The sequence below is a fragment of the Paenibacillus allorhizosphaerae genome, assembly GCF_042659105.1.
In the GTDB taxonomy this organism is placed as follows: Bacteria; Bacillota; Bacilli; order Paenibacillales; family NBRC-103111; genus Paenibacillus_G; species Paenibacillus_G allorhizosphaerae.
The window spans coordinates 83,710-100,057 of sequence record NZ_JBHSRV010000011.1 but is presented as its reverse complement, the minus strand read 5'-3'; the positions used below and the strand labels follow the sequence as shown (position 1 = coordinate 100,057).

Annotated in this window: 20 protein-coding genes; 14 read left to right on the top strand and 6 right to left on the bottom strand. The window is 54.3% G+C overall.

The window, feature by feature from the left end; all coding sequences use genetic code 11:
- Positions 1-16: 16 nt before the first annotated feature.
- From ACFQI7_RS28810 to ACFQI7_RS28785, 6 genes are all read left to right on the top strand, one after another.
- The gene (locus tag ACFQI7_RS28810; protein WP_218100928.1) at positions 17-514 is read left to right on the top strand and encodes an NUDIX hydrolase; all 498 of its coding nucleotides are present in this window, start codon (positions 17-19) and stop codon (positions 512-514) included.
- A gap of 52 nt (positions 515-566) precedes the next feature.
- Positions 567-749: a hypothetical protein gene (locus ACFQI7_RS28805; RefSeq protein ID WP_218100927.1), complete on the top strand. Its 183-nt coding sequence runs from the start codon at positions 567-569 to the stop codon at positions 747-749.
- Between the two features lie 93 nt (positions 750-842).
- Positions 843-1,784, top strand: coding sequence for a TRM11 family SAM-dependent methyltransferase (locus tag ACFQI7_RS28800; RefSeq protein WP_230415285.1), 942 nt, complete (start codon positions 843-845; stop codon positions 1,782-1,784).
- A gap of 156 nt (positions 1,785-1,940) precedes the next feature.
- Positions 1,941-2,933 carry an L-glyceraldehyde 3-phosphate reductase gene (gene mgrA / locus ACFQI7_RS28795; protein WP_218100926.1) on the top strand — a complete coding sequence of 331 codons (993 nt, stop codon included), beginning with the start codon at positions 1,941-1,943 and terminating at the stop codon, positions 2,931-2,933.
- Between the two features lie 109 nt (positions 2,934-3,042).
- Entirely contained in the window at positions 3,043-3,876 is an 834-nt protein-coding gene (locus ACFQI7_RS28790; RefSeq protein ID WP_218100925.1) for a serine/threonine protein kinase, read from the top strand.
- 401 nt (positions 3,877-4,277) lie between these two features.
- Positions 4,278-4,697: an HIT family protein gene (locus ACFQI7_RS28785; RefSeq protein WP_230415283.1), complete on the top strand. Its 420-nt coding sequence runs from the start codon at positions 4,278-4,280 to the stop codon at positions 4,695-4,697.
- Positions 4,698-4,742: 45 nt separating this feature from the next.
- Here the strand turns inward: ACFQI7_RS28785 and ACFQI7_RS28780 are convergent, their stop codons facing one another.
- Positions 4,743-5,099: a hypothetical protein gene (locus tag ACFQI7_RS28780; RefSeq protein ID WP_218100924.1), complete on the bottom strand. Its 357-nt coding sequence runs from the start codon at positions 5,097-5,099 to the stop codon at positions 4,743-4,745.
- Positions 5,100-5,223: 124 nt separating this feature from the next.
- Between ACFQI7_RS28780 and ACFQI7_RS28775 the strand changes: the two genes are divergently transcribed.
- Entirely contained in the window at positions 5,224-5,469 is a 246-nt protein-coding gene (locus ACFQI7_RS28775; RefSeq protein ID WP_218100923.1) for a hypothetical protein, read from the top strand.
- Here the strand turns inward: ACFQI7_RS28775 and ACFQI7_RS28770 are convergent.
- Positions 5,456-5,920, bottom strand: coding sequence for an Hsp20/alpha crystallin family protein (locus ACFQI7_RS28770; protein ID WP_218100922.1), 465 nt, complete (start codon positions 5,918-5,920; stop codon positions 5,456-5,458). The genes ACFQI7_RS28775 and ACFQI7_RS28770 overlap by 14 nt on opposite strands.
- Positions 5,921-6,025: 105 nt before the next feature.
- Between ACFQI7_RS28770 and ACFQI7_RS28765 the strand changes: the two genes are divergently transcribed.
- Positions 6,026-6,283 carry a hypothetical protein gene (locus ACFQI7_RS28765; protein WP_218100921.1) on the top strand — a complete coding sequence of 86 codons (258 nt, stop codon included), beginning with the start codon at positions 6,026-6,028 and terminating at the stop codon, positions 6,281-6,283.
- Positions 6,280-6,513 carry a hypothetical protein gene (locus ACFQI7_RS28760; protein WP_218100920.1) on the top strand — a complete coding sequence of 78 codons (234 nt, stop codon included), beginning with the start codon at positions 6,280-6,282 and terminating at the stop codon, positions 6,511-6,513. Before ACFQI7_RS28765 ends, ACFQI7_RS28760 begins: the two co-directional genes overlap by 4 nt.
- A 145-nt stretch (positions 6,514-6,658) precedes the next feature.
- Here ACFQI7_RS28760 and ACFQI7_RS28755 read toward each other — a convergent pair whose 3' ends face one another.
- On the bottom strand, positions 6,659-6,862 hold the full coding sequence (locus ACFQI7_RS28755) for a cold-shock protein (protein WP_218100919.1): 204 nt from the start codon (positions 6,860-6,862) through the stop codon (positions 6,659-6,661).
- Between the two features lie 207 nt (positions 6,863-7,069).
- Here ACFQI7_RS28755 and ACFQI7_RS28750 point away from each other — a divergent pair, with 207 nt between their 5' ends.
- From ACFQI7_RS28750 to nagZ, 4 genes are all read left to right on the top strand, one after another.
- Positions 7,070-9,025: an LTA synthase family protein gene (locus ACFQI7_RS28750; protein ID WP_218100918.1), complete on the top strand. Its 1,956-nt coding sequence runs from the start codon at positions 7,070-7,072 to the stop codon at positions 9,023-9,025.
- A 173-nt stretch (positions 9,026-9,198) separates the two neighbouring features.
- On the top strand, positions 9,199-10,518 hold the full coding sequence (locus ACFQI7_RS28745; RefSeq protein WP_218100917.1) for a deoxyguanosinetriphosphate triphosphohydrolase family protein: 1,320 nt from the start codon (positions 9,199-9,201) through the stop codon (positions 10,516-10,518).
- A 66-nt stretch (positions 10,519-10,584) separates the two neighbouring features.
- A complete protein-coding gene (locus ACFQI7_RS28740) occupies positions 10,585-11,424 on the top strand; it encodes a protein-glutamine gamma-glutamyltransferase (RefSeq protein ID WP_218100916.1) in 840 nt (279 codons plus the stop codon).
- A 371-nt stretch (positions 11,425-11,795) separates the two neighbouring features.
- Positions 11,796-13,070 (top strand): beta-N-acetylhexosaminidase, encoded by a 1,275-nt coding sequence (gene nagZ, locus ACFQI7_RS28735; protein ID WP_218100915.1) that lies wholly within the window; start codon positions 11,796-11,798, stop codon positions 13,068-13,070.
- On the opposite strand, the gene ACFQI7_RS28730 is transcribed toward nagZ, so the two are convergent.
- Entirely contained in the window at positions 13,060-13,965 is a 906-nt protein-coding gene (locus ACFQI7_RS28730) for an SDR family oxidoreductase (protein WP_218100914.1), read from the bottom strand. The two genes, nagZ and ACFQI7_RS28730, sit on opposite strands and share 11 nt — an antisense overlap.
- Positions 13,966-14,181: 216 nt before the next feature.
- Here ACFQI7_RS28730 and ACFQI7_RS28725 point away from each other — a divergent pair, with 216 nt between their 5' ends.
- Positions 14,182-15,387 (top strand): MGDG synthase family glycosyltransferase, encoded by a 1,206-nt coding sequence (locus ACFQI7_RS28725; protein WP_230415281.1) that lies wholly within the window; start codon positions 14,182-14,184, stop codon positions 15,385-15,387.
- 80 nt (positions 15,388-15,467) lie between these two features.
- Here the strand turns inward: ACFQI7_RS28725 and yhfH are convergent, their stop codons facing one another.
- Positions 15,468-15,677, bottom strand: a complete 210-nt coding sequence (gene yhfH, locus ACFQI7_RS28720) for a protein YhfH (protein WP_230415293.1) — start codon at positions 15,675-15,677, stop codon at positions 15,468-15,470.
- A gap of 374 nt (positions 15,678-16,051) precedes the next feature.
- Positions 16,052-16,192: a hypothetical protein gene (locus ACFQI7_RS28715; protein ID WP_218100912.1), complete on the bottom strand. Its 141-nt coding sequence runs from the start codon at positions 16,190-16,192 to the stop codon at positions 16,052-16,054.
- Positions 16,193-16,348 lie beyond the last annotated feature (156 nt).

Sequence of the window (16,348 nt, the reverse complement as noted above, 5' to 3'; positions counted from 1 at the left end):
GGAGGAACCGCTGCTGATGCTGAAATATACGATCTGTTTTCTGGTCAGAGGAAGTCAGGTGCTGATGCTCAATCGCAATAAGCCTCCCGGGATGGGGTGCTGGAACGGCGTCGGCGGCAAAATCGAGCCGGGTGAAACCCCGGAGCAAGGCGCAATCCGGGAAATCCGCGAAGAGACCGGCATCGAGGCGGGGGAACTGTACTACGCCGGACGGGTGAAGTGGTTTTCCGCGCAGGGCGCGATGAGCGGCGCCCATCTGTTCGTCGCGGAACTTCCGGAACATTTGGCGTACGATGCGCCCAAAGAAACGGAGGAGGGGCTGCTTTCGTGGAAGGAAACAGGTTGGCTGCTTGATGAACAGAACAAAGGACTGATCAGCCACCTTCACCTATATTTGCGATGCGTACTGGAACGGCAGGGCTGCTACGAGTTTGAATGTTACTTTAACGACCAAGGGAAAGTCGTGCGGTTCCAGCAAGCCGCTTTGCATAATATGGAAACTTCCGGAGCATAGTAACCTTTGTCTCAAGGGCAAGCATTTGACTATGAATTACGGAGGAATGGTTATGACATCCAGTAGAAATCATCAAGGCGCGCACGGCATCGGACAGGCGGAAGAACAGCTGAATCAGCAGGCGGAAGCGGCTGAAGCGATTCAAGGGACGAATGAAACGGATCAGGAAGTATTGGCGGCAGCGAACCGCAATGAATCGGAATTGGACGAAATCATTGAACGGCAAAGCGATTGAGCCTTATGCTTTCGCTGCCGAACGGCCTGACATTCCTGATAAGGGAAGTCAGGCTTTTTTAAAATTACAGGAAAGCAGAAGTTTGAATCGGAGGTGGGGAGAATCGGGAGCCCGCTTTACTTATATACATACGCCTGTCATGAGGATGAACGCCCGCTTTGCCGGTTGGAGCTGCGGACATTGTTCGGTTCCGAGCCGGAGGAGGCCTATGTGCTCAGCGATGTCGATCTGGATGCAAGCCGCAGCCCGTTTATCAAACAGCGCATTGCCGTATCGCATGAAGCGGCGACGCTGTCCGAGCTGGCGGAGGAGGTCAACGGCGTGACCGTGGCGGAAGCGACGTTCAAAGTCGTGTTCGTCGAGACCGGAGCGGAGACGACGGTCGATTACGATGGGCAGCGCCAGGCCGAACGGGCCATCGGCGCACACATTCGCGGCACGGCGGAGATGCGCCGCCCGCAGCAGCTGTTCGGCGTGGCGCAGGCCGGCGGCCGCTGGCTGTTCGGCGCATGCGCAGCGAACGAAGCGGTATGGCTGCGGCACAAAGCGAAGCCGCAGCAGTATTCGACGGCGCTCGGCACCCGCGTCGCCCGCGCCGTCGCCAACATCGCCGTGCCGAGGCCGGAAGGGATCAAGGCGGTCGATCCTTGCTGCGGGATCGGCACGGTGGTGATCGAAGCCCGTTCGATGGGCATCGATATGGCCGGCTTCGATCTGAACCCGCTCGCCGTGCGCGGAGCGCGTGCCAATCTGGCGCATTTTGGCATGCCTGACGTCGTTGCCGTCAAAGACATAAACGAATTGACCGGGCATTACGATGCGGCCGTGCTGGATTTGCCTTATAATCTATGCTCCGTCATTTCGCAGGAGGAACTCCTTTCGATGCTGCGAAGCGCACGCGCCCTTGCGGATCGAGCCGTGCTCATTGCTACGGATACGATCGACCAACTGGTCGAACAGTCCGGTTTTACGATTCGCGATCGCTGTGTCGTCCGCAAAGGAACGTTTACCCGGCACATTCTCGTATGCGGATAAAGGTCGTCTTGAGGCGATATGGTTGGAACGGTATCGGTTAATCATCTGACATTATGCTATGTTTTATACCCATACTGACATATGTTTTGCTAGAAAGAAGCGATACAATAGAGAAGGACAAACGGACAACAATACAGATTGGGGAGGATGGGGACAATGGCGTATTCACCAAATAGCGAAAGATACGGTACCATGAAGTACAATGCATGCGGGAAAAGCGGATTAAAGCTCCCGGCGATATCGCTTGGGTTATGGCACAATTTCGGTGGAGTGGACGCGTACGAGAATGGACGGGCGCTCGTTCGCCGCGCATTCGATCTGGGCATCACGCACTTTGATTTGGCTAATAACTACGGTCCGCCTCCGGGGAGTGCGGAAGAAAACTTCGGAAAGATGCTGCGCGACGATTTTTCCGCTTATCGCGACGAGATGGTCATATCCACCAAAGCGGGCTTTTACATGTGGCCGGGGCCTTACGGCGATCGCGGGTCGAAAAAGTATTTGGTATCGAGTCTCGATCAGAGCTTGAAGCGGATGGGACTGGATTACGTAGATATTTTTTACCATCATCGTCCGGATGCGGATACGCCGCTTGAAGAAACGATGGGTGCGCTCGATTTGATCGTACGCCAGGGGAAGGCGCTTTATGTCGGCATTTCGAACTACAATGCGGAGCAAGCGAAGGCGGCATCGGCGATCTTGAAGTCGCTCGGCACGCCTTGTCTGATTCACCAGCCAAGGTACTCGATGTTCGTGCGCCAGCCCGAGGAACGGTTATTCGGCGTACTGGAGGAAGAGGGCATCGGCTCGATCGCCTATTCGCCGCTCGCCAAAGGGATGTTGACCGACCGATATTTGAACGGCATTCCGGCAGATTCCCGCGCCGGCGGTCAAAGCGTCTTTTTGAAGCCGGAAGAGCTTACCGATGAAGTGATGGGGAAAGTGCGGAAGCTGAACGAGATCGCACTGCAGCGGGGCCAGAAGCTGTCGCAAATGGCTGTTGCCTGGGTGCTCCGAGGCGGCCGTGTCACTTCGGCGTTGATCGGAGCCAGCAAGGTCAGCCAAATCGACGACGCCGTGCAAGCTTTGGCGCAATCGGATTTCAGCAAGGAAGAGCTGGATCGGATCGATTCCATCCTGCAATCCTAAAATAGATAGATGGAACACGCCGGACCGAGAAGGTTCGGCGTTTTTTGCGCCCATCGGCAACCGGGGGAACGGCAGTTTCGTATTTCCTGATAGGAAGGGGCGGTGGGCCTTGCTGAACTATATGAAAGAAGTATATCAGGCGTGGATCGATTACCCTCTGAGGGAAGGCAAGCAGCTCGCCGGCAAGTATCGCATCGAGAAGTTTCTTGGCGCCGGCAGCTATGGCTTGACGTATTTGTGCCGGGAGCTCTCGACCGGGCGGACGGTCGTAATCAAGCAGCATAAGCCGAGCAAAGGCGAGCTGGGGATCGAGCTGCTGCAGCGAGAGGCGAACATTCTGGGGAAGCTGGAGCATCCCGATATTCCGCAGCTTATCGAGACTTTCACGCACAACAAACGACCGTATCTGGTCATCAGTCATGTACAAGGGAAAACGGTAGAGGAGCTGTTGTTTGAGCGGAAGGCCGTGTTTTCGGAAACGGAATCGCTAAGCATCGTACACCGTCTGACCGCCATTGCGCGCTCTATCCACGATCAGGAGCATGTCCATTTGGATATCCGGCCGCCGAACGTCATCATGCAGGGGGACCGGCTGCATCTGATCGACTTCGGGTTAGCCGCACGAATCGGTGAACCGGCCCGCGTGGAGCCGGAGGCGGACGAGGAAGCCTGGCGGAGGCGATCGACAGAGCCCGCCAGCGACTTATACGCGATGGGCCACTTCTTGTTGTTTCTTCTGTATTCGGGCTATCCGGTTTCCTCCGAGGCACGAACGTCCGGCGAATTCGCGGGGAGCCTTCCCGGCTGGGAGCAGGAACTTGCGGTCACGCCGGGCACCAAACGCATCATACGCAAGCTGCTTCAGCTCGACGCGCCGTATCCGGACGCAGCAGCGCTGCTGCGGGATTTGGATGCGGCGCCGCAGCCAGGATTGACAAAATAAAAAGCCGCTAAGAAGGCGGCTTTCACTGGCGATCATTATGAACTGGAGTGATGTTTCTGTTTGTAATAGCCGTGGCCTTGCTGTCTGTGTCCATACCCGGAGCGATGGCTTGAAGAGTGTCGCGGGGCATACGGACGATGCGTCGTGCTGCTGCCATATCGGCGATGCTTCTGCTTGGGATAGAGTGCGGACCCAAACCATTTTCGGAGCAAATGCTTGAACATCATCATTCCTCCTTTGCGGGATGACTATCAATACGGAATGGCCGGAGAAAAGTTTCGAAATGTTCGGCGCGGTCTCTCAAACAGCAGTGGACAAAACGCCGGGAGAGCTTTAGTATGGTAAATAGAGGGATTTGCACACGTTAACATAAAATGATATGTAAAGGCAGGGGAATCCAAATGTCCCAAGACTGTATTTACTGCACCCGTGACGAGCGATTGTCCAAACTGATGATCGAAGTCGCCTCGTTGCGAGTGTCTACACTGTATTTGTTCCGAGAGCAAACGTACCGCGGCCGCTGTATCGTTGCGCTCAACGACCATGAACGGGAGCTGTTCGAACTGTCTCCCGAAATGCAGGAAGCGTATTTGCGCGATATCGCTCAGGCGGCGAAAGCGGTTCACACCGCGTTTTCGCCGGATAAAATCAATTACGGCGCCTTCGGGGACACGATGCCGCATGTTCACTTCCATATCGTTCCTAAATATAAGGACGGCTACACCTGGGGGAAAATGTTCGAGATGAATCCTGCCGACAACAAGCAGCTGGGCGATGCGGAATACGAAGAAATCATGGCTCAGCTTCGAGCGGCGTTATAACGATGCAACTGCCGGCCCGGATGCCTCTATCGTTCGCGCGCCAAGTTACAGCGGCTTGGAGCGAATATGGCAGACGGGCTGTTTTTCTTGTCCAGGGGCGGTGTGCGGCTGCGTTTCCTTTTTGTCAGCCTTGCTGTCCGAAGCTTTTTTCGCTGCTTCGCTCATGTCCTCCCAACCCTCTCCCGTGATCGGGCCGGAATAATTGACTCCAATATTCAATCGGCCTCCCAGTTCTTTGATCCCTAATGCACCGAAATTATTGCTGTGCTCGAGCTTGGCAATGTGCAGATGCTCGATGTTCACATGCTCAATGACGACAGCGGAGCCCGGCTCAGGCTTGCTTCGATCTTCTTTGGCTAAATCCTGAAGCTGTGCCTCTAACCGGACAATGCGTGCTTCCAATGAGGAAGGCCTCCTCGTTCGCAGCTGCCGAAGCCATTCGGATAAGGAACTCATATGAACGACTCCTTACTCATAATGTAGTCATAGCGTACTGATGATGATGCGCGGAGGGGGAATAGCGGCAATGAAATTTGCATCGTCGGAAGCAAATTTCGGATATGTGCTTGTACGGCAGGCGGATCATCTGTCAAGCATCCGATTCGGAAGCACGGTACGGGTTGGCAATATGAACTCTGCCAAGAAAGAGCAAGGTTTCGGGCAGGAGTATTCGGACGGCTCGTCCGTCGTCATGCCGGTTTCGAAAGTAGACGACGCCGACGTGGTGGATTTTCCTTCCGGCAACCGCGTGATACAAATTATTCGATTTTGATCGGCTTCAGCGGAACGGACAGGATCGGAATTTGTACGATCAGCAGCCCTTCGTGACAGGCGGCGCGAATGCTGTCCATTCGCTCCGTCACCCGTTCCGGAAGCGGAATTTTCCGCTCGAAGCCTCCCTGCAACCGCTCCGTCGATAACACCTCGGCATGGGGAAAGAGAGGCTTCGCGGTTCCTTTGATCACCAGATGGTCGCCTGCCAGCGCGAGCTCGATATCGCTTTTGGACATTCCCGGAATATCGAGCAGCACAATCAAGTAACCGGCCTGTTTCAAAATATCGACACGAACGTCCGGTGGCTTGCTCTCGGACTCCCCTCGAAAATAAGGATGCTTGCCCATGACCTGGTCCAGGCCCGGCTTCTCGAAAATATCGTTCCAAAAGTCTCCCCCCGCAAACTGTTTGGCGACTTCCAACCATTTGTTCAGTTTATCCGGCTCCATCTTCGCCTCCCTTTAACTCCGCGCCAAGGTCTTTTATAAACCGGAGAAACGTATAATGACTCGAACGGAATTTATTCAAATTGAATACGGCGGGGTGAGTAACGGTTGGGACATACCACTGTAATTAATAATATTTTCATTTTGAAAATTAATTCCTTTGAAAATGCATCGGCGCTCAATGTCGGACAAAATTTTTTGGCGGAATGGACGAATTCGGATAAGCGTACGCAAGGTTATGGTCAAAATTACGGGGATCGCAGCGATTTTGTCGGCAACCGGATGATGGTGGACGATAAAGATCAGATCGATTCCCCTACATTGAATCGCTCTGCATTGCTCTTACCGGGAGGGGATTGCCGATGATTTTCGCACCGATGGCCATCAATATGCTCGGCTTCAAGGTAAACGTGATCGATCACAGCAGTTTGGTCAGCTTCGGTCCTGTTCAGCAAACGGATACGTTTCTGTCCATTAAGCGGAATATGGGCTTCGGCGAATCGAACGGGGACCTCGGCGTCATATTTGTTCCTCTCAATGCGATCGTCGATACCGATGCGACCGACAGCAATGCCGCGAAGAACAGCATCGTCTGACGCCGGCCAGCGGCGGCAGGTTGTGGTCACAATAAATTGCCCTGCGTACCGGGAAGGCAGATTCAACCGGCGGCAGGGCCTTTTTTTATTTTGCGGCAAGCGGTGTACGGCGGATGGAACCGGCCGGATGCAGATACCGGGAGCTCTACGCTCTCCGCGTATTGTTGCTGAGCAAAGGGAGAAGGCGAGTGTCTTTCACCATCGTCGACTGACACATCGGACAAGCGGGGCTTTCTTCGTCAAAGGCGAAGTTCGTTCGCATCCAGCAGGTGCATTCATTTTGACTGCAAGCCCAGATCGGCGTTTCTTCTTGTTCAACGGGTTCCATCACTTTTTTGGAAAAATACATTCGAAATTCCTCCTTTGAAATATGTAGATTTGACGGGAAATAGTGAGAAAAACTGAGCCAAAAGTAGCAATTTTAGCCTTTTCACACGATTTTCATGTTTTTTTAATGTTTAGCATTTACAATTGCTTAAAAATAGATACGGCCCGTTTCAAGAACAAAAACAATGGAGAGAATAATAGGTGACGGGCAGATAGGAGTGTGGGAACGATGCGCCCTTTTACGAAAGGACAATCGACATCAACACCGCCGAAACAGGTTAGCGCGGCTCATTACACTACAATCATTAGTGCACTGATTATAATTCCTTTGCTGCTCGTATTCGGCATCGAGTTTATTCAACGCGGCACGGTCGACCATACTTGGGAATGGATTGCAGGGCAGCCGAAGCTGTTCGGCCTGAATGCCCTGCTTGCTTTCTTTGTATATTTATTGCTGTATTGCGTCTTTGGATCTTTGGTTTTGGCGACCGGTGTCAGCGTACTGCTGCTGTCTCTGGTGTCGCTGATCAGTTTCTTCAAAGTGCGACTTATTGGCGAGCCCTTCTTTCCCTGGGATATTTTCCTGAACAAGGAGACGATGAATATCCTGCCGCTCGTGACGAGCCGTGAAGCTTTAATCCGACTTGGGATCGTGCTGGCGCTGCTGATCGTCATTTTCGTGAGCAGACTGTGGATTCCGCGGTTGGGGTTGCGCCTTTCGTCCCGGGCGGTGCTCGGACTTGTGTCCGTATTCGTACTGTATTCTTTTGCGGTGCGATTGCCTTGGACCAATCAATTGACAGACAATGCCGGTTTCACCGAGATCGTATGGAACCAGCAGCAAAACTATGGGGATAACGGTCTATCTCTAGCCTTCACCATGAATGTGAAAAATACGATTGTGCCGAAGCCGCCTGGCTACAGCGAGCCTTCCATGGCCGGTCTGGCGCAGGAAATGAGCGAGCTTGCGCAGGTCAAAACGGCATCAAGCGCAAATATGCAGCAAAAGCCCAACGTTATCTTTATTATGAACGAGGCGTTCTGGGACCCTACTTTGCTGCCTAACGTGAAGTTCTCGCAAGATCCGCTGCCTACGGTGCACCGGCTTCAGAAGGAATCGACATCCGGCTATTTGCTGTCACCCCAGTTCGGAGGAGGAACGAGCAATGTCGAATATGAGGTGCTGACAGGCAACTCGATGAGCTTCCTGCCGGCCGGTTCGGTTCCGTACCAGCAATATATCAGCAAACCGATTCTAAGTCTGGCCAGTTATTTTAAAACACAGGACTATAGAAGTACGGCCATTCACTCCTACGAGGGTTGGTTCTGGAACCGGGAGAACGTATATAAGCAGATGAACTTCGATAATTTCATTAGCAAGGATCAATTTGACAGTCCAAAGCTCAAAGGCCAGTTTATTGCGGATGAAGAAGTATCGAACCGGATTATCGAACAAGTCGACAATAATGAAGAACCGACGTTCATTTACGCGGTCACGATGCAAAACCACGGGCCGTACGACGATCACCGTTACGGTGACGGAGGTAATTCGATCCGTGCCGAAGGGCCGCTTACGGACGATGCCCGGGATACGCTGGAAACTTATACCCAGGGGGCACGCGATGCGGACGAAAGCTTGCAGAAGTTAATCGATCATTTCAAGAAATCGAATGAACCGACGGTCATCGTCTTTTACGGAGACCATTTGCCGATGCTTGGTTACAATTATGATGTATATGCACAAGCCGGGTTCATTCATACCGGTCAAAGCGAACAGTGGTCGCTGGAAGAGCAGCAGCGGATGCACAGCGTACCGTTTGTCATGTGGTCCAATATGGATTTGCCGAAAGAACAGGTGCCAGTGCTGAGCGATTCGTTCCTTGGAACTTACGTGCTGAACCGGCTGCAGATGGAACTGCCCGCCGCTTGGGCGTACAATGCCGAGCAGATGAAGCGGACGCCGGGGCTGCTGCGCGGTCTGGTCGTCGATGCCGATCATAAGCTGTATACGGAAGTTCCGCCGGCGCAGGCCGATTCCGTTGAGAAGTACCGGGAGCTGCAATACGACGATTTGTTCGGCAAGCAGTACTTTGCCAAGTACAGCGGCTCTAACGTATATACGCAAGCTCCCCCGGGAGAAGAAGACGGCGAGATCGTAAACGCCAGCGGGAAAGAGGCGCAGTAGCGAGTGGAATAACCGGAAAGACGGCAAGGCCGGAATACGCCGACCTTGCCGTCTTTCTTTTTCTTTTCGGAGGATGAATGTGATATAATTTCACACAAACAATGCAAAATACAATAGCCGGCGGCAAGCTGGACGAAATCATAAGATAACATTCATGATGCGGGGAGACGGGTATGGACTTAAGAAAACTTCGACTTGACGAGCCGTCGCTCGGCACTTTCAGCGAGGAACGGGATGAATATGAGCGCGATTACGCGCGGCTGATCCAATCGCCGGCGTTCCGCAGATTGCAGGGCAAATCGCAGGTGTTCGGCGCGGGATCGGGCGATTATTACCGTACGCGCTTGACGCATTCGATTGAAGTGTCGCAGATCGCCCGGGAAGTCGCCCGGCGCATGGGGAAGCAGTACAAATTTTTATCGCGCAAGGAGCACCCCGGGCTCATGCTGGACCCGGCGGTAGTCGAATGCGCATCGCTGGCCCACGACTTGGGACACCCTCCCTTCGGACATAAGGGAGAAGAAGTATTGAACCGGCTGCTCAGCGAAGAGCATGGACTCAAGTACGAGGGCAACGCGCAAAATTTTCGCATTCTGATGTTTCTTGAGAAACGGGCCGGCAGCGGCAGCGGGCTGGATTTGACGGCCGCCGTATTGCTCGCGATTAACAAATACCCTTATTGCATCGATGACCCGGGACGATTGAAAGGGGCTTACACGATGGAATGGGACGGAGGGATCGGCGAACTCCGTACACGCTGGGGGATGAAGGACGGCTGCTCCACGCTGGAGGCGCAGCTGATGGATTTGTGCGATGACATCGCCTATTCCACCCACGATATCGAAGACGGCATCCGGGCCGGTAAAATTCAAATGAACCGGACTTTCTTCGAGGACGACCGCTTGGTGGAACATTTGATTCAGGAAATCGTCAGCGATCAGGGGAATCTGGAAGTCGGATGGGATCAGGTCAACATTCGCGCGATGGTGGAGCGGGTGCTCGATTCCTATCTCAGCCAGTGGGAAAAAATTTATAATGATTGCGGCAAGGAAGCGTCGCGGACGCGCCGCGAAATGAAAGCAAGATGGGTGAGCGACTTCGCAGGCAAGGTCGGCATCATTGACGACCCGAAGAAAGGGTGGAAACGCGTCACTTTCGTTCGCGACGGAAAGCAGGATCTGGACTTGCTGCGGACGATGGAAATATTGAAGAAGCTCGCCTGGGTGACGATGATCAAAGATTTTCGCGTACAGCGGCTGCAAAAACGGAGCGAAATCATGCTTCGGCATTTATGGGACAGCTTTAAAGTGCCCGATCAGGGCAAGCTCATCCTGCCGCCGGACTGGGTGGAAAATTACGAACAGCATCAGGACAAATGGACGTGGCCGCGCTTGATCGCGGATTATATATCCGGCATGACCGACGCCTATGCGGAGAAAGTATACGTGGAGCTGTTCGCTAGCAAGTCGGGCTCAATATACGAAATGGATTAACTTGTCGGTCTGTTCCTCCTCCTCTTCAGCATATATATAGCTATCAGGCTGAGGAGGACCGCGAATATGATCATTGTGGCAGGAGGAAGCGTCATGGTCGACCCTTCCGGTTGGACGGCGCTAGAGAGGGAAATTTACGCTCAGAAGCAAGCTAGCTCCAAGTCTTACAATTACGACTCCTTGGAGGCGCTCCGGTTCGAGCTCAAGCTGCGCGAGGCGATCGTCGAAGCGTCCAGGGGGCTCGACAAAAGTGCCGCGGCGTTCGAAACGTTCCGCAAATCGCGCTGCAACCCCGCCTATTGGACTCGCACGTCCGAGGGCGGCTTTCGGCTGCGCGACAATGTACGACCGTCCGATGCGATACGCGACATTTATACGAACGGCCAACTGTACGGGTTTGAATGCGCAACGGCGATCATCATCGTTTTGTACAAAGGCGTGCTGGAGACGATCGGATCGGACAGCTTCAATCGGTTGTTCGGCGATTTGTATTTGTTTGCATGGCAGCATGACAGCGATTTGAGGCTCATTACGGAATATAACAAATCGGAATCGTACCCCGGCGACGTGCAATATTTCAAAAATCCGGATGTGAACCCGAAAGTCATGGAATGGCAAGGGGAAAATGTCATCCGGATGCCGGGCCAGCTTTTTTTCGGCCATGGCATCGGCATAGGAAATGCGGATAAAATCATCGCGAAGCTGAACCGGCACCGCAAGCCGGGCAGCACCGTATCGGCCTATATGCTCGACGAATCGACATACCCGAACTTTTTCTACTTGCAGCAGGCAGCCGGAGGCAGGATGACCCGAGCGGAATCGGAGCATGCGGAACTGCCGATCGCCGCGGGACACGGGGTTGTGGCGCGGATCGGCTTGCGCACGATGCTGTATCATTTGCCCTAAACGGCAGCGCAAGGCGATGCACGAATGTCGGCGGAGATCCGCGGTTCGTGCTTTTTTAGTCATCAAGAAACGATATCGCGAGGTCGTCGTTTATGGACGGCAAAGCCAGGAAGCCCGGGGATTTAGACGAGATGAGTCCCCGGACTTCGCAGCGCAATGCGAGGCTTTAGTATGTCGCAGAACAGGATCTGCGGTAGCGGAGGTTTCTTTATCTAAAGGTCATTTCGCATGCTCCACCTGCAACTTAGCGGGTTGTTGCGCCGTTTGGTAATGAAGGGGGAGTGTACGCTTACATGTTAAACCGTATACGAGCTTGGGCTATGAGGGGAAAATAACATGTAGGCAGACCTATTGGAAAGGAGCCGTGAACGATGTCAAACCATCGAACCGGAAATCGCCGCAACACCTACTTGTTATCGGTTGTGCTTATGGCGGTTCTGACCGCAGTCTCGGGTTGCGGCAAAGACAAGCCTCCCGCGCCCGAAGGAAGCGGCGCAACCATTCATACGCCGCAACCGGAGGATTCGATCAAGGCACAAATCGCAAAGATGACATTGGATGAGAAGATCGGCCAGCTGCTGCTTGTCGGGCTGGACGGCGATGAGCTGAGCGAGCCTGTCAAGGAACTGATCGTGACGTATCACGTCGGCGGATTTATTTTATATAAAAACAATGTCAAAGACGGCCGCCAGCTTCAGCAGCTTACGGGCGCGCTGAAGGAAGCGAACCGGGCGGTAAGCGGGATTCCGCTCTGGATGAGCGTGGACGAAGAAGGCGGCCGCGTCACCCGAATGCCGGACGAGCTTGTAAAAATACCGTCCGCACAGAAGATCGGCAAGGCGAACAAGCCGGAAGTCTCGCTGCAAATCGGGCAGACGCTGGGAGACATGCTGTCTGCCTACGGGTTGAATATGGATTTCGCCCCCGTGCTTGACGTAAACAGCAACCCGAACAATCCCGTCATCGGCGACCGTTCCTTCGGCAATAACGCCGAGCTGGTCGGCAAGCTCGGTATGCAGACGATGAAAGGACTTCAGTCGCGGAACGTAATCCCGGTCGTGAAGCATTTTCCGGGCCATGGCGACACTTCGGTCGACTCGCATGTCGGCTTGCCAATCGTCAATCACGATCTGGACCGGCTGCGCTCGCTGGAGCTTAAGCCGTTCGGCGAGGCTGTAAGAGCCGGTGCGGATGCCGTCATGGTTGCTCATATCTTGCTGCCGAAATTGGATTCGGCGGCGCCCGCTTCGTTCTCCAAAGCCGTCGTCACCGACCTGCTGCGCAAAGAAATGGGCTTCGAAGGCGTTGTTATTACCGACGACTTGACGATGGGCGCGGTCGTCCAGCATTACGACCTCGCGAAAGCGGCGGTGCAATCGATCGCCGCCGGGAGCGACGTGCTGCTCGTAGGACATGGGCGCGAGCAGGAGCTGTCGGTGTTCCGCGCGGTCAAGGATGCAGCGCAGGCAGGTACGCTGCCGATGCAGCGCATCGAAGAGAGCGTCTATCGCATATTGACGCTGAAGCAGCGTTACCGGCTGACGGACAACCAGATCCCGCAGGCCGATCCGGCCGCCCTGAACAGCCGGATTCGCAGCGTCCTTGGATTGCTGGAGGCGGGGGCGTCGAGCGGGCTCAAGAAGTGATGAAATCGCCGCCGTTGACGTGGAGCGTTTCCCCGGTGACATAGCGGGAGTCGTCGCTCGCCAAGTAGACGAATGCCGGCGCCAGCTCAAACGGCTGTCCGGCCCGCTTCATCGGCGTTTCACGGCCGAAGACGCTCACTTTCTCCGCGGAATAGCTCGATACGATAAGCGGGGTCCAGATCGGCCCCGGTGCGACCGCGTTGACGCGGATGCCTTGGTCTACGATGGACAAGGCCAGCGACCGCGTAAAGGTGACGATGGCGCCCTTCGTGGACGAATAGTCGATAAGCGTCGGCTCGCCTTGATAAGCGGTAATGGAAGCCGTATTGATGATGGCGTCGCCTTCTTTCAAATGCGGCAGCGCCGCCTGCGTCACGAAGAAAAAAGCGAAAATATTCGTGCGGAACGTTTGTTCGAGCTGCTCTTCCGTAATATGAAGCACGCTGTTCTGAGGATACTGGACGCCTTGGTTGTTGACGACGATATTCAGCTTCCCGAACGTCTGCACGGCTTGCAGAACGGCGGCCGTACAGTTCGCTTTGCTGCGCATGTCGACTTTCAAGGCAAGACAGCGCCTTCCGAGCTCTTCGATGCGCTGCTGCGTCTCGTCCGCGTCAGGCTGTTCGTACAAATAAGTAAATGCAATGTCCGCGCCTTCCTTGGCAAAGGCGATGGCGGTCGCCCGCCCGATGCCGCTGTCGCCCCCGGTGATGAACGCCACTTTGTCTTTCAGCTTCCCGCTGCCCGTGTAATTCGGGTTCTCATAGATCGGACGGGGCGTCATCATGTACTCCAGTCCCGGCTGCTGCGGCTGATGCTGGGGAGGAAAAGGGACCGGCAGCGTTTCGCACTTCGTTTCCTTGGAATAGTAAGTATATTTTGGATAACGTTCCATATTCCAATGACAACCTCCTTGCGTATAATAGTAACGATGGGATAGTGTATTCGCCCAGAAGGAGCGATGCCATTGTTTTTTGGGTGCGGGCCGCTTCATTTTTGAGATATTGGTATACTTAAGGAACTGTTAAGGTTTTCGCAAGAGATTTTATATACAATATAGTTTAATATACAGATAGAGAATCGCAGGAATACGGAAGCAAGGGAGTCATGAATGATGAATCGATTCGAAGCGGATCAGCGTCCAATGCGTGTGCTGCTGCTGTCAGGAGATTTGGGAGAGGGCCATAATCAGGCTGCGCGGGCACTGGCGGAAGCATGCGGCTTGCCGCGGCTGAGAATTCAGACGGAAGTCGTTAATTTTATGCGCCAGGTATATCCGGGTCTTCATCCGATCATCAAATATTTTTTTCTGAGAGGCGTGGAGAAGGCGCCATTGCTATACGGTTATTTATATAAAAAAACGCGGGAGCTTGACCGGATGTCGATCTCGTTTCGCTCGTTCCTCAGCATCGGCCTCGGCAAGCTGACGGAACTGATCGCTTCGACGCGCCCGGACGTGATCGTCTGCACCTTCCCGCTTGCCGCCGCGGCCGTATCGCTGCTGAAGGAAAAAGGGCTGCTGCGCGTGCCGCTCGTGACCGTGATCACCGATCATACCGATCACAGCTTATGGCTGCATCCGCACACCGATTTGTATTTGATCGGTTCGGAGGCGGTGGCGGAAGCATTGGGCCGGCGCGGCATCGTGTCCAGCCGGCTGTGCGTGACCGGCATTCCGGTGCGGCAGCGATTTTTCGATACGCCGGATCGCGGCTCGCTGTACAACTCGCTCGGTCTGTCGCCCGAACGGCCTACGGTGCTAGTCATGGGGGGCGGCGGCGGGATGTTCGGCGACGAAATCCGGATGCTGATTCGCTCGTCTGCGGTTAGAGAGAAGCTGCAAACGGTTATTGTTTGCGGCAACAATGCCGAGGTGCGGCGAGAGCTGGAAGAAGAAGCGCGCCGCTGCGGAGCGGGACATGTGATCGTCAAAGGATTCGTGGAGGAAATCCACGAGTGGATGGCTGTCGCCGATTTGCTCGTGACCAAACCGGGCGGTTTGACGACGGCCGAGGCGGTAGCGATGGAGCTGCCGATGCTGTTGTACAAGCCGATCCCGGGTCAGGAAGAGGACAACGCCGGAGTGCTGGAGCGGGCCGGGGTAGCGGTCCGGGCGGAAGAGAACCGGGCGCTGCGGGACCAGCTGCTCGAACTCGCTTTCAACAGCGAGAGGCTTCGCCGGATGCAGGAGCAGGCCGGGCGGTTTCGCTGCGAGCAGTCATCCGCGCTGGCGTGGGATGCGATCATGAAGCTGCAGCCGAGAATGCCGGCACGGGCGGGACGCTCGTTCGGCTTGAAGGTACGGGAAGCGCTGTGATGAACAAAACCCTCCATAAACGCAGGAAGGCAGGCGTTTTGGAGGGTTTTTCGTTTGCAATCGAGTTTATGGTTTAGCGTCTAAGGATAGTTGCCGGACGGCGCGGCCGGTGGACCGGCTGTCGGCGGAGAACCGGGTGTGTAGCTTACCGCAGGGCTTAACGGGTAAAATGTAATGCCCTGGCATGCGGTACAGGTGCAGATATAGCAATCCGCCAATTCTTCCATCGGCTCGCCGCAAGTATCACAGCATCTCGGGGGCAGGGATTCATAAAAATCGCTGGAACGCATCAGCATAACGATCACTCCCTCTGTTCGTGATACTCCAACTATACTGGAAAACGGCTTAAAATGTAAGCGCTTTTTTGGGGTGCAATAAACGTTCATACCGTGGTTGGCTGGAAGATGCACGAGCATCTTCACATAATGGCTGCCGTTTGCGTCAAAGCAAATATGACAAAGAAGCCGCGAGTAAGGTCGGCTTGCTTTGGTATGTGGAGTCCCCATAGAGGCGGACGATTGGAATGGAAGCATGGTTTGGAGCGGATCATGCCGCAGTCGTTGGAAGAGGCGGGGCCGGACGGTAACGCTTTGGAGCTTGGCCGCGGCGTTCGCATCAGGGTGGAAAGGCAGTCGTGTAGAAATGTAGGAAACTGTGCCGTAGCTCAAATGAAAAATTCAAGCCCTTCGAACTCGATTGCCGCAAAGTAGTCGATCAATCGGTCAGGATCGAGACCGAGCTCATCGATAATTTTCAGTACGTCTAGTTCTTGAGTCAGCGGCAGCGAACTTGCTTTATTCATCACAATACGTCACTCCTCGATAGTATTAGTACTTATGAACTAATTATAAAGGAGCGGATTTCGCGGGTCTGTCGAACTATGTAACAAGTCTATTAAGAGTTCTTTATGCAAAGGGAATTAATGTAAAAAATGGTAGAATAGTTATCGACGCAAGTTACC

Bases quoted from the DNA above. Each gene is read 5' to 3' on its own strand.
- ACFQI7_RS28810 (WP_218100928.1), top strand. From the start codon at position 17: ATGCTGAAATATACGATCTGTTTTCTGGTCAGAGGAAGTCAGGTGCTG.
- ACFQI7_RS28805 (WP_218100927.1), top strand. From the start codon at position 567: ATGACATCCAGTAGAAATCATCAAGGCGCGCACGGCATCGGACAGGCG.
- mgrA (WP_218100926.1), top strand. From the start codon at position 1,941: ATGGCGTATTCACCAAATAGCGAAAGATACGGTACCATGAAGTACAAT.
- ACFQI7_RS28785 (WP_230415283.1), top strand. From the start codon at position 4,278: ATGTCCCAAGACTGTATTTACTGCACCCGTGACGAGCGATTGTCCAAA.
- ACFQI7_RS28775 (WP_218100923.1), top strand. From the start codon at position 5,224: ATGAAATTTGCATCGTCGGAAGCAAATTTCGGATATGTGCTTGTACGG.
- ACFQI7_RS28770 (WP_218100922.1), bottom strand. From the start codon at position 5,920: ATGGAGCCGGATAAACTGAACAAATGGTTGGAAGTCGCCAAACAGTTT.
- ACFQI7_RS28760 (WP_218100920.1), top strand. From the start codon at position 6,280: ATGATTTTCGCACCGATGGCCATCAATATGCTCGGCTTCAAGGTAAAC.
- ACFQI7_RS28755 (WP_218100919.1), bottom strand. From the start codon at position 6,862: ATGTATTTTTCCAAAAAAGTGATGGAACCCGTTGAACAAGAAGAAACG.
- ACFQI7_RS28750 (WP_218100918.1), top strand. From the start codon at position 7,070: ATGCGCCCTTTTACGAAAGGACAATCGACATCAACACCGCCGAAACAG.
- ACFQI7_RS28745 (WP_218100917.1), top strand. From the start codon at position 9,199: ATGGACTTAAGAAAACTTCGACTTGACGAGCCGTCGCTCGGCACTTTC.
- ACFQI7_RS28740 (WP_218100916.1), top strand. From the start codon at position 10,585: ATGATCATTGTGGCAGGAGGAAGCGTCATGGTCGACCCTTCCGGTTGG.
- nagZ (WP_218100915.1), top strand. From the start codon at position 11,796: ATGTCAAACCATCGAACCGGAAATCGCCGCAACACCTACTTGTTATCG.
- ACFQI7_RS28730 (WP_218100914.1), bottom strand. From the start codon at position 13,965: ATGGAACGTTATCCAAAATATACTTACTATTCCAAGGAAACGAAGTGC.
- ACFQI7_RS28725 (WP_230415281.1), top strand. From the start codon at position 14,182: ATGATGAATCGATTCGAAGCGGATCAGCGTCCAATGCGTGTGCTGCTG.
- yhfH (WP_230415293.1), bottom strand. From the start codon at position 15,677: ATGCGTTCCAGCGATTTTTATGAATCCCTGCCCCCGAGATGCTGTGAT.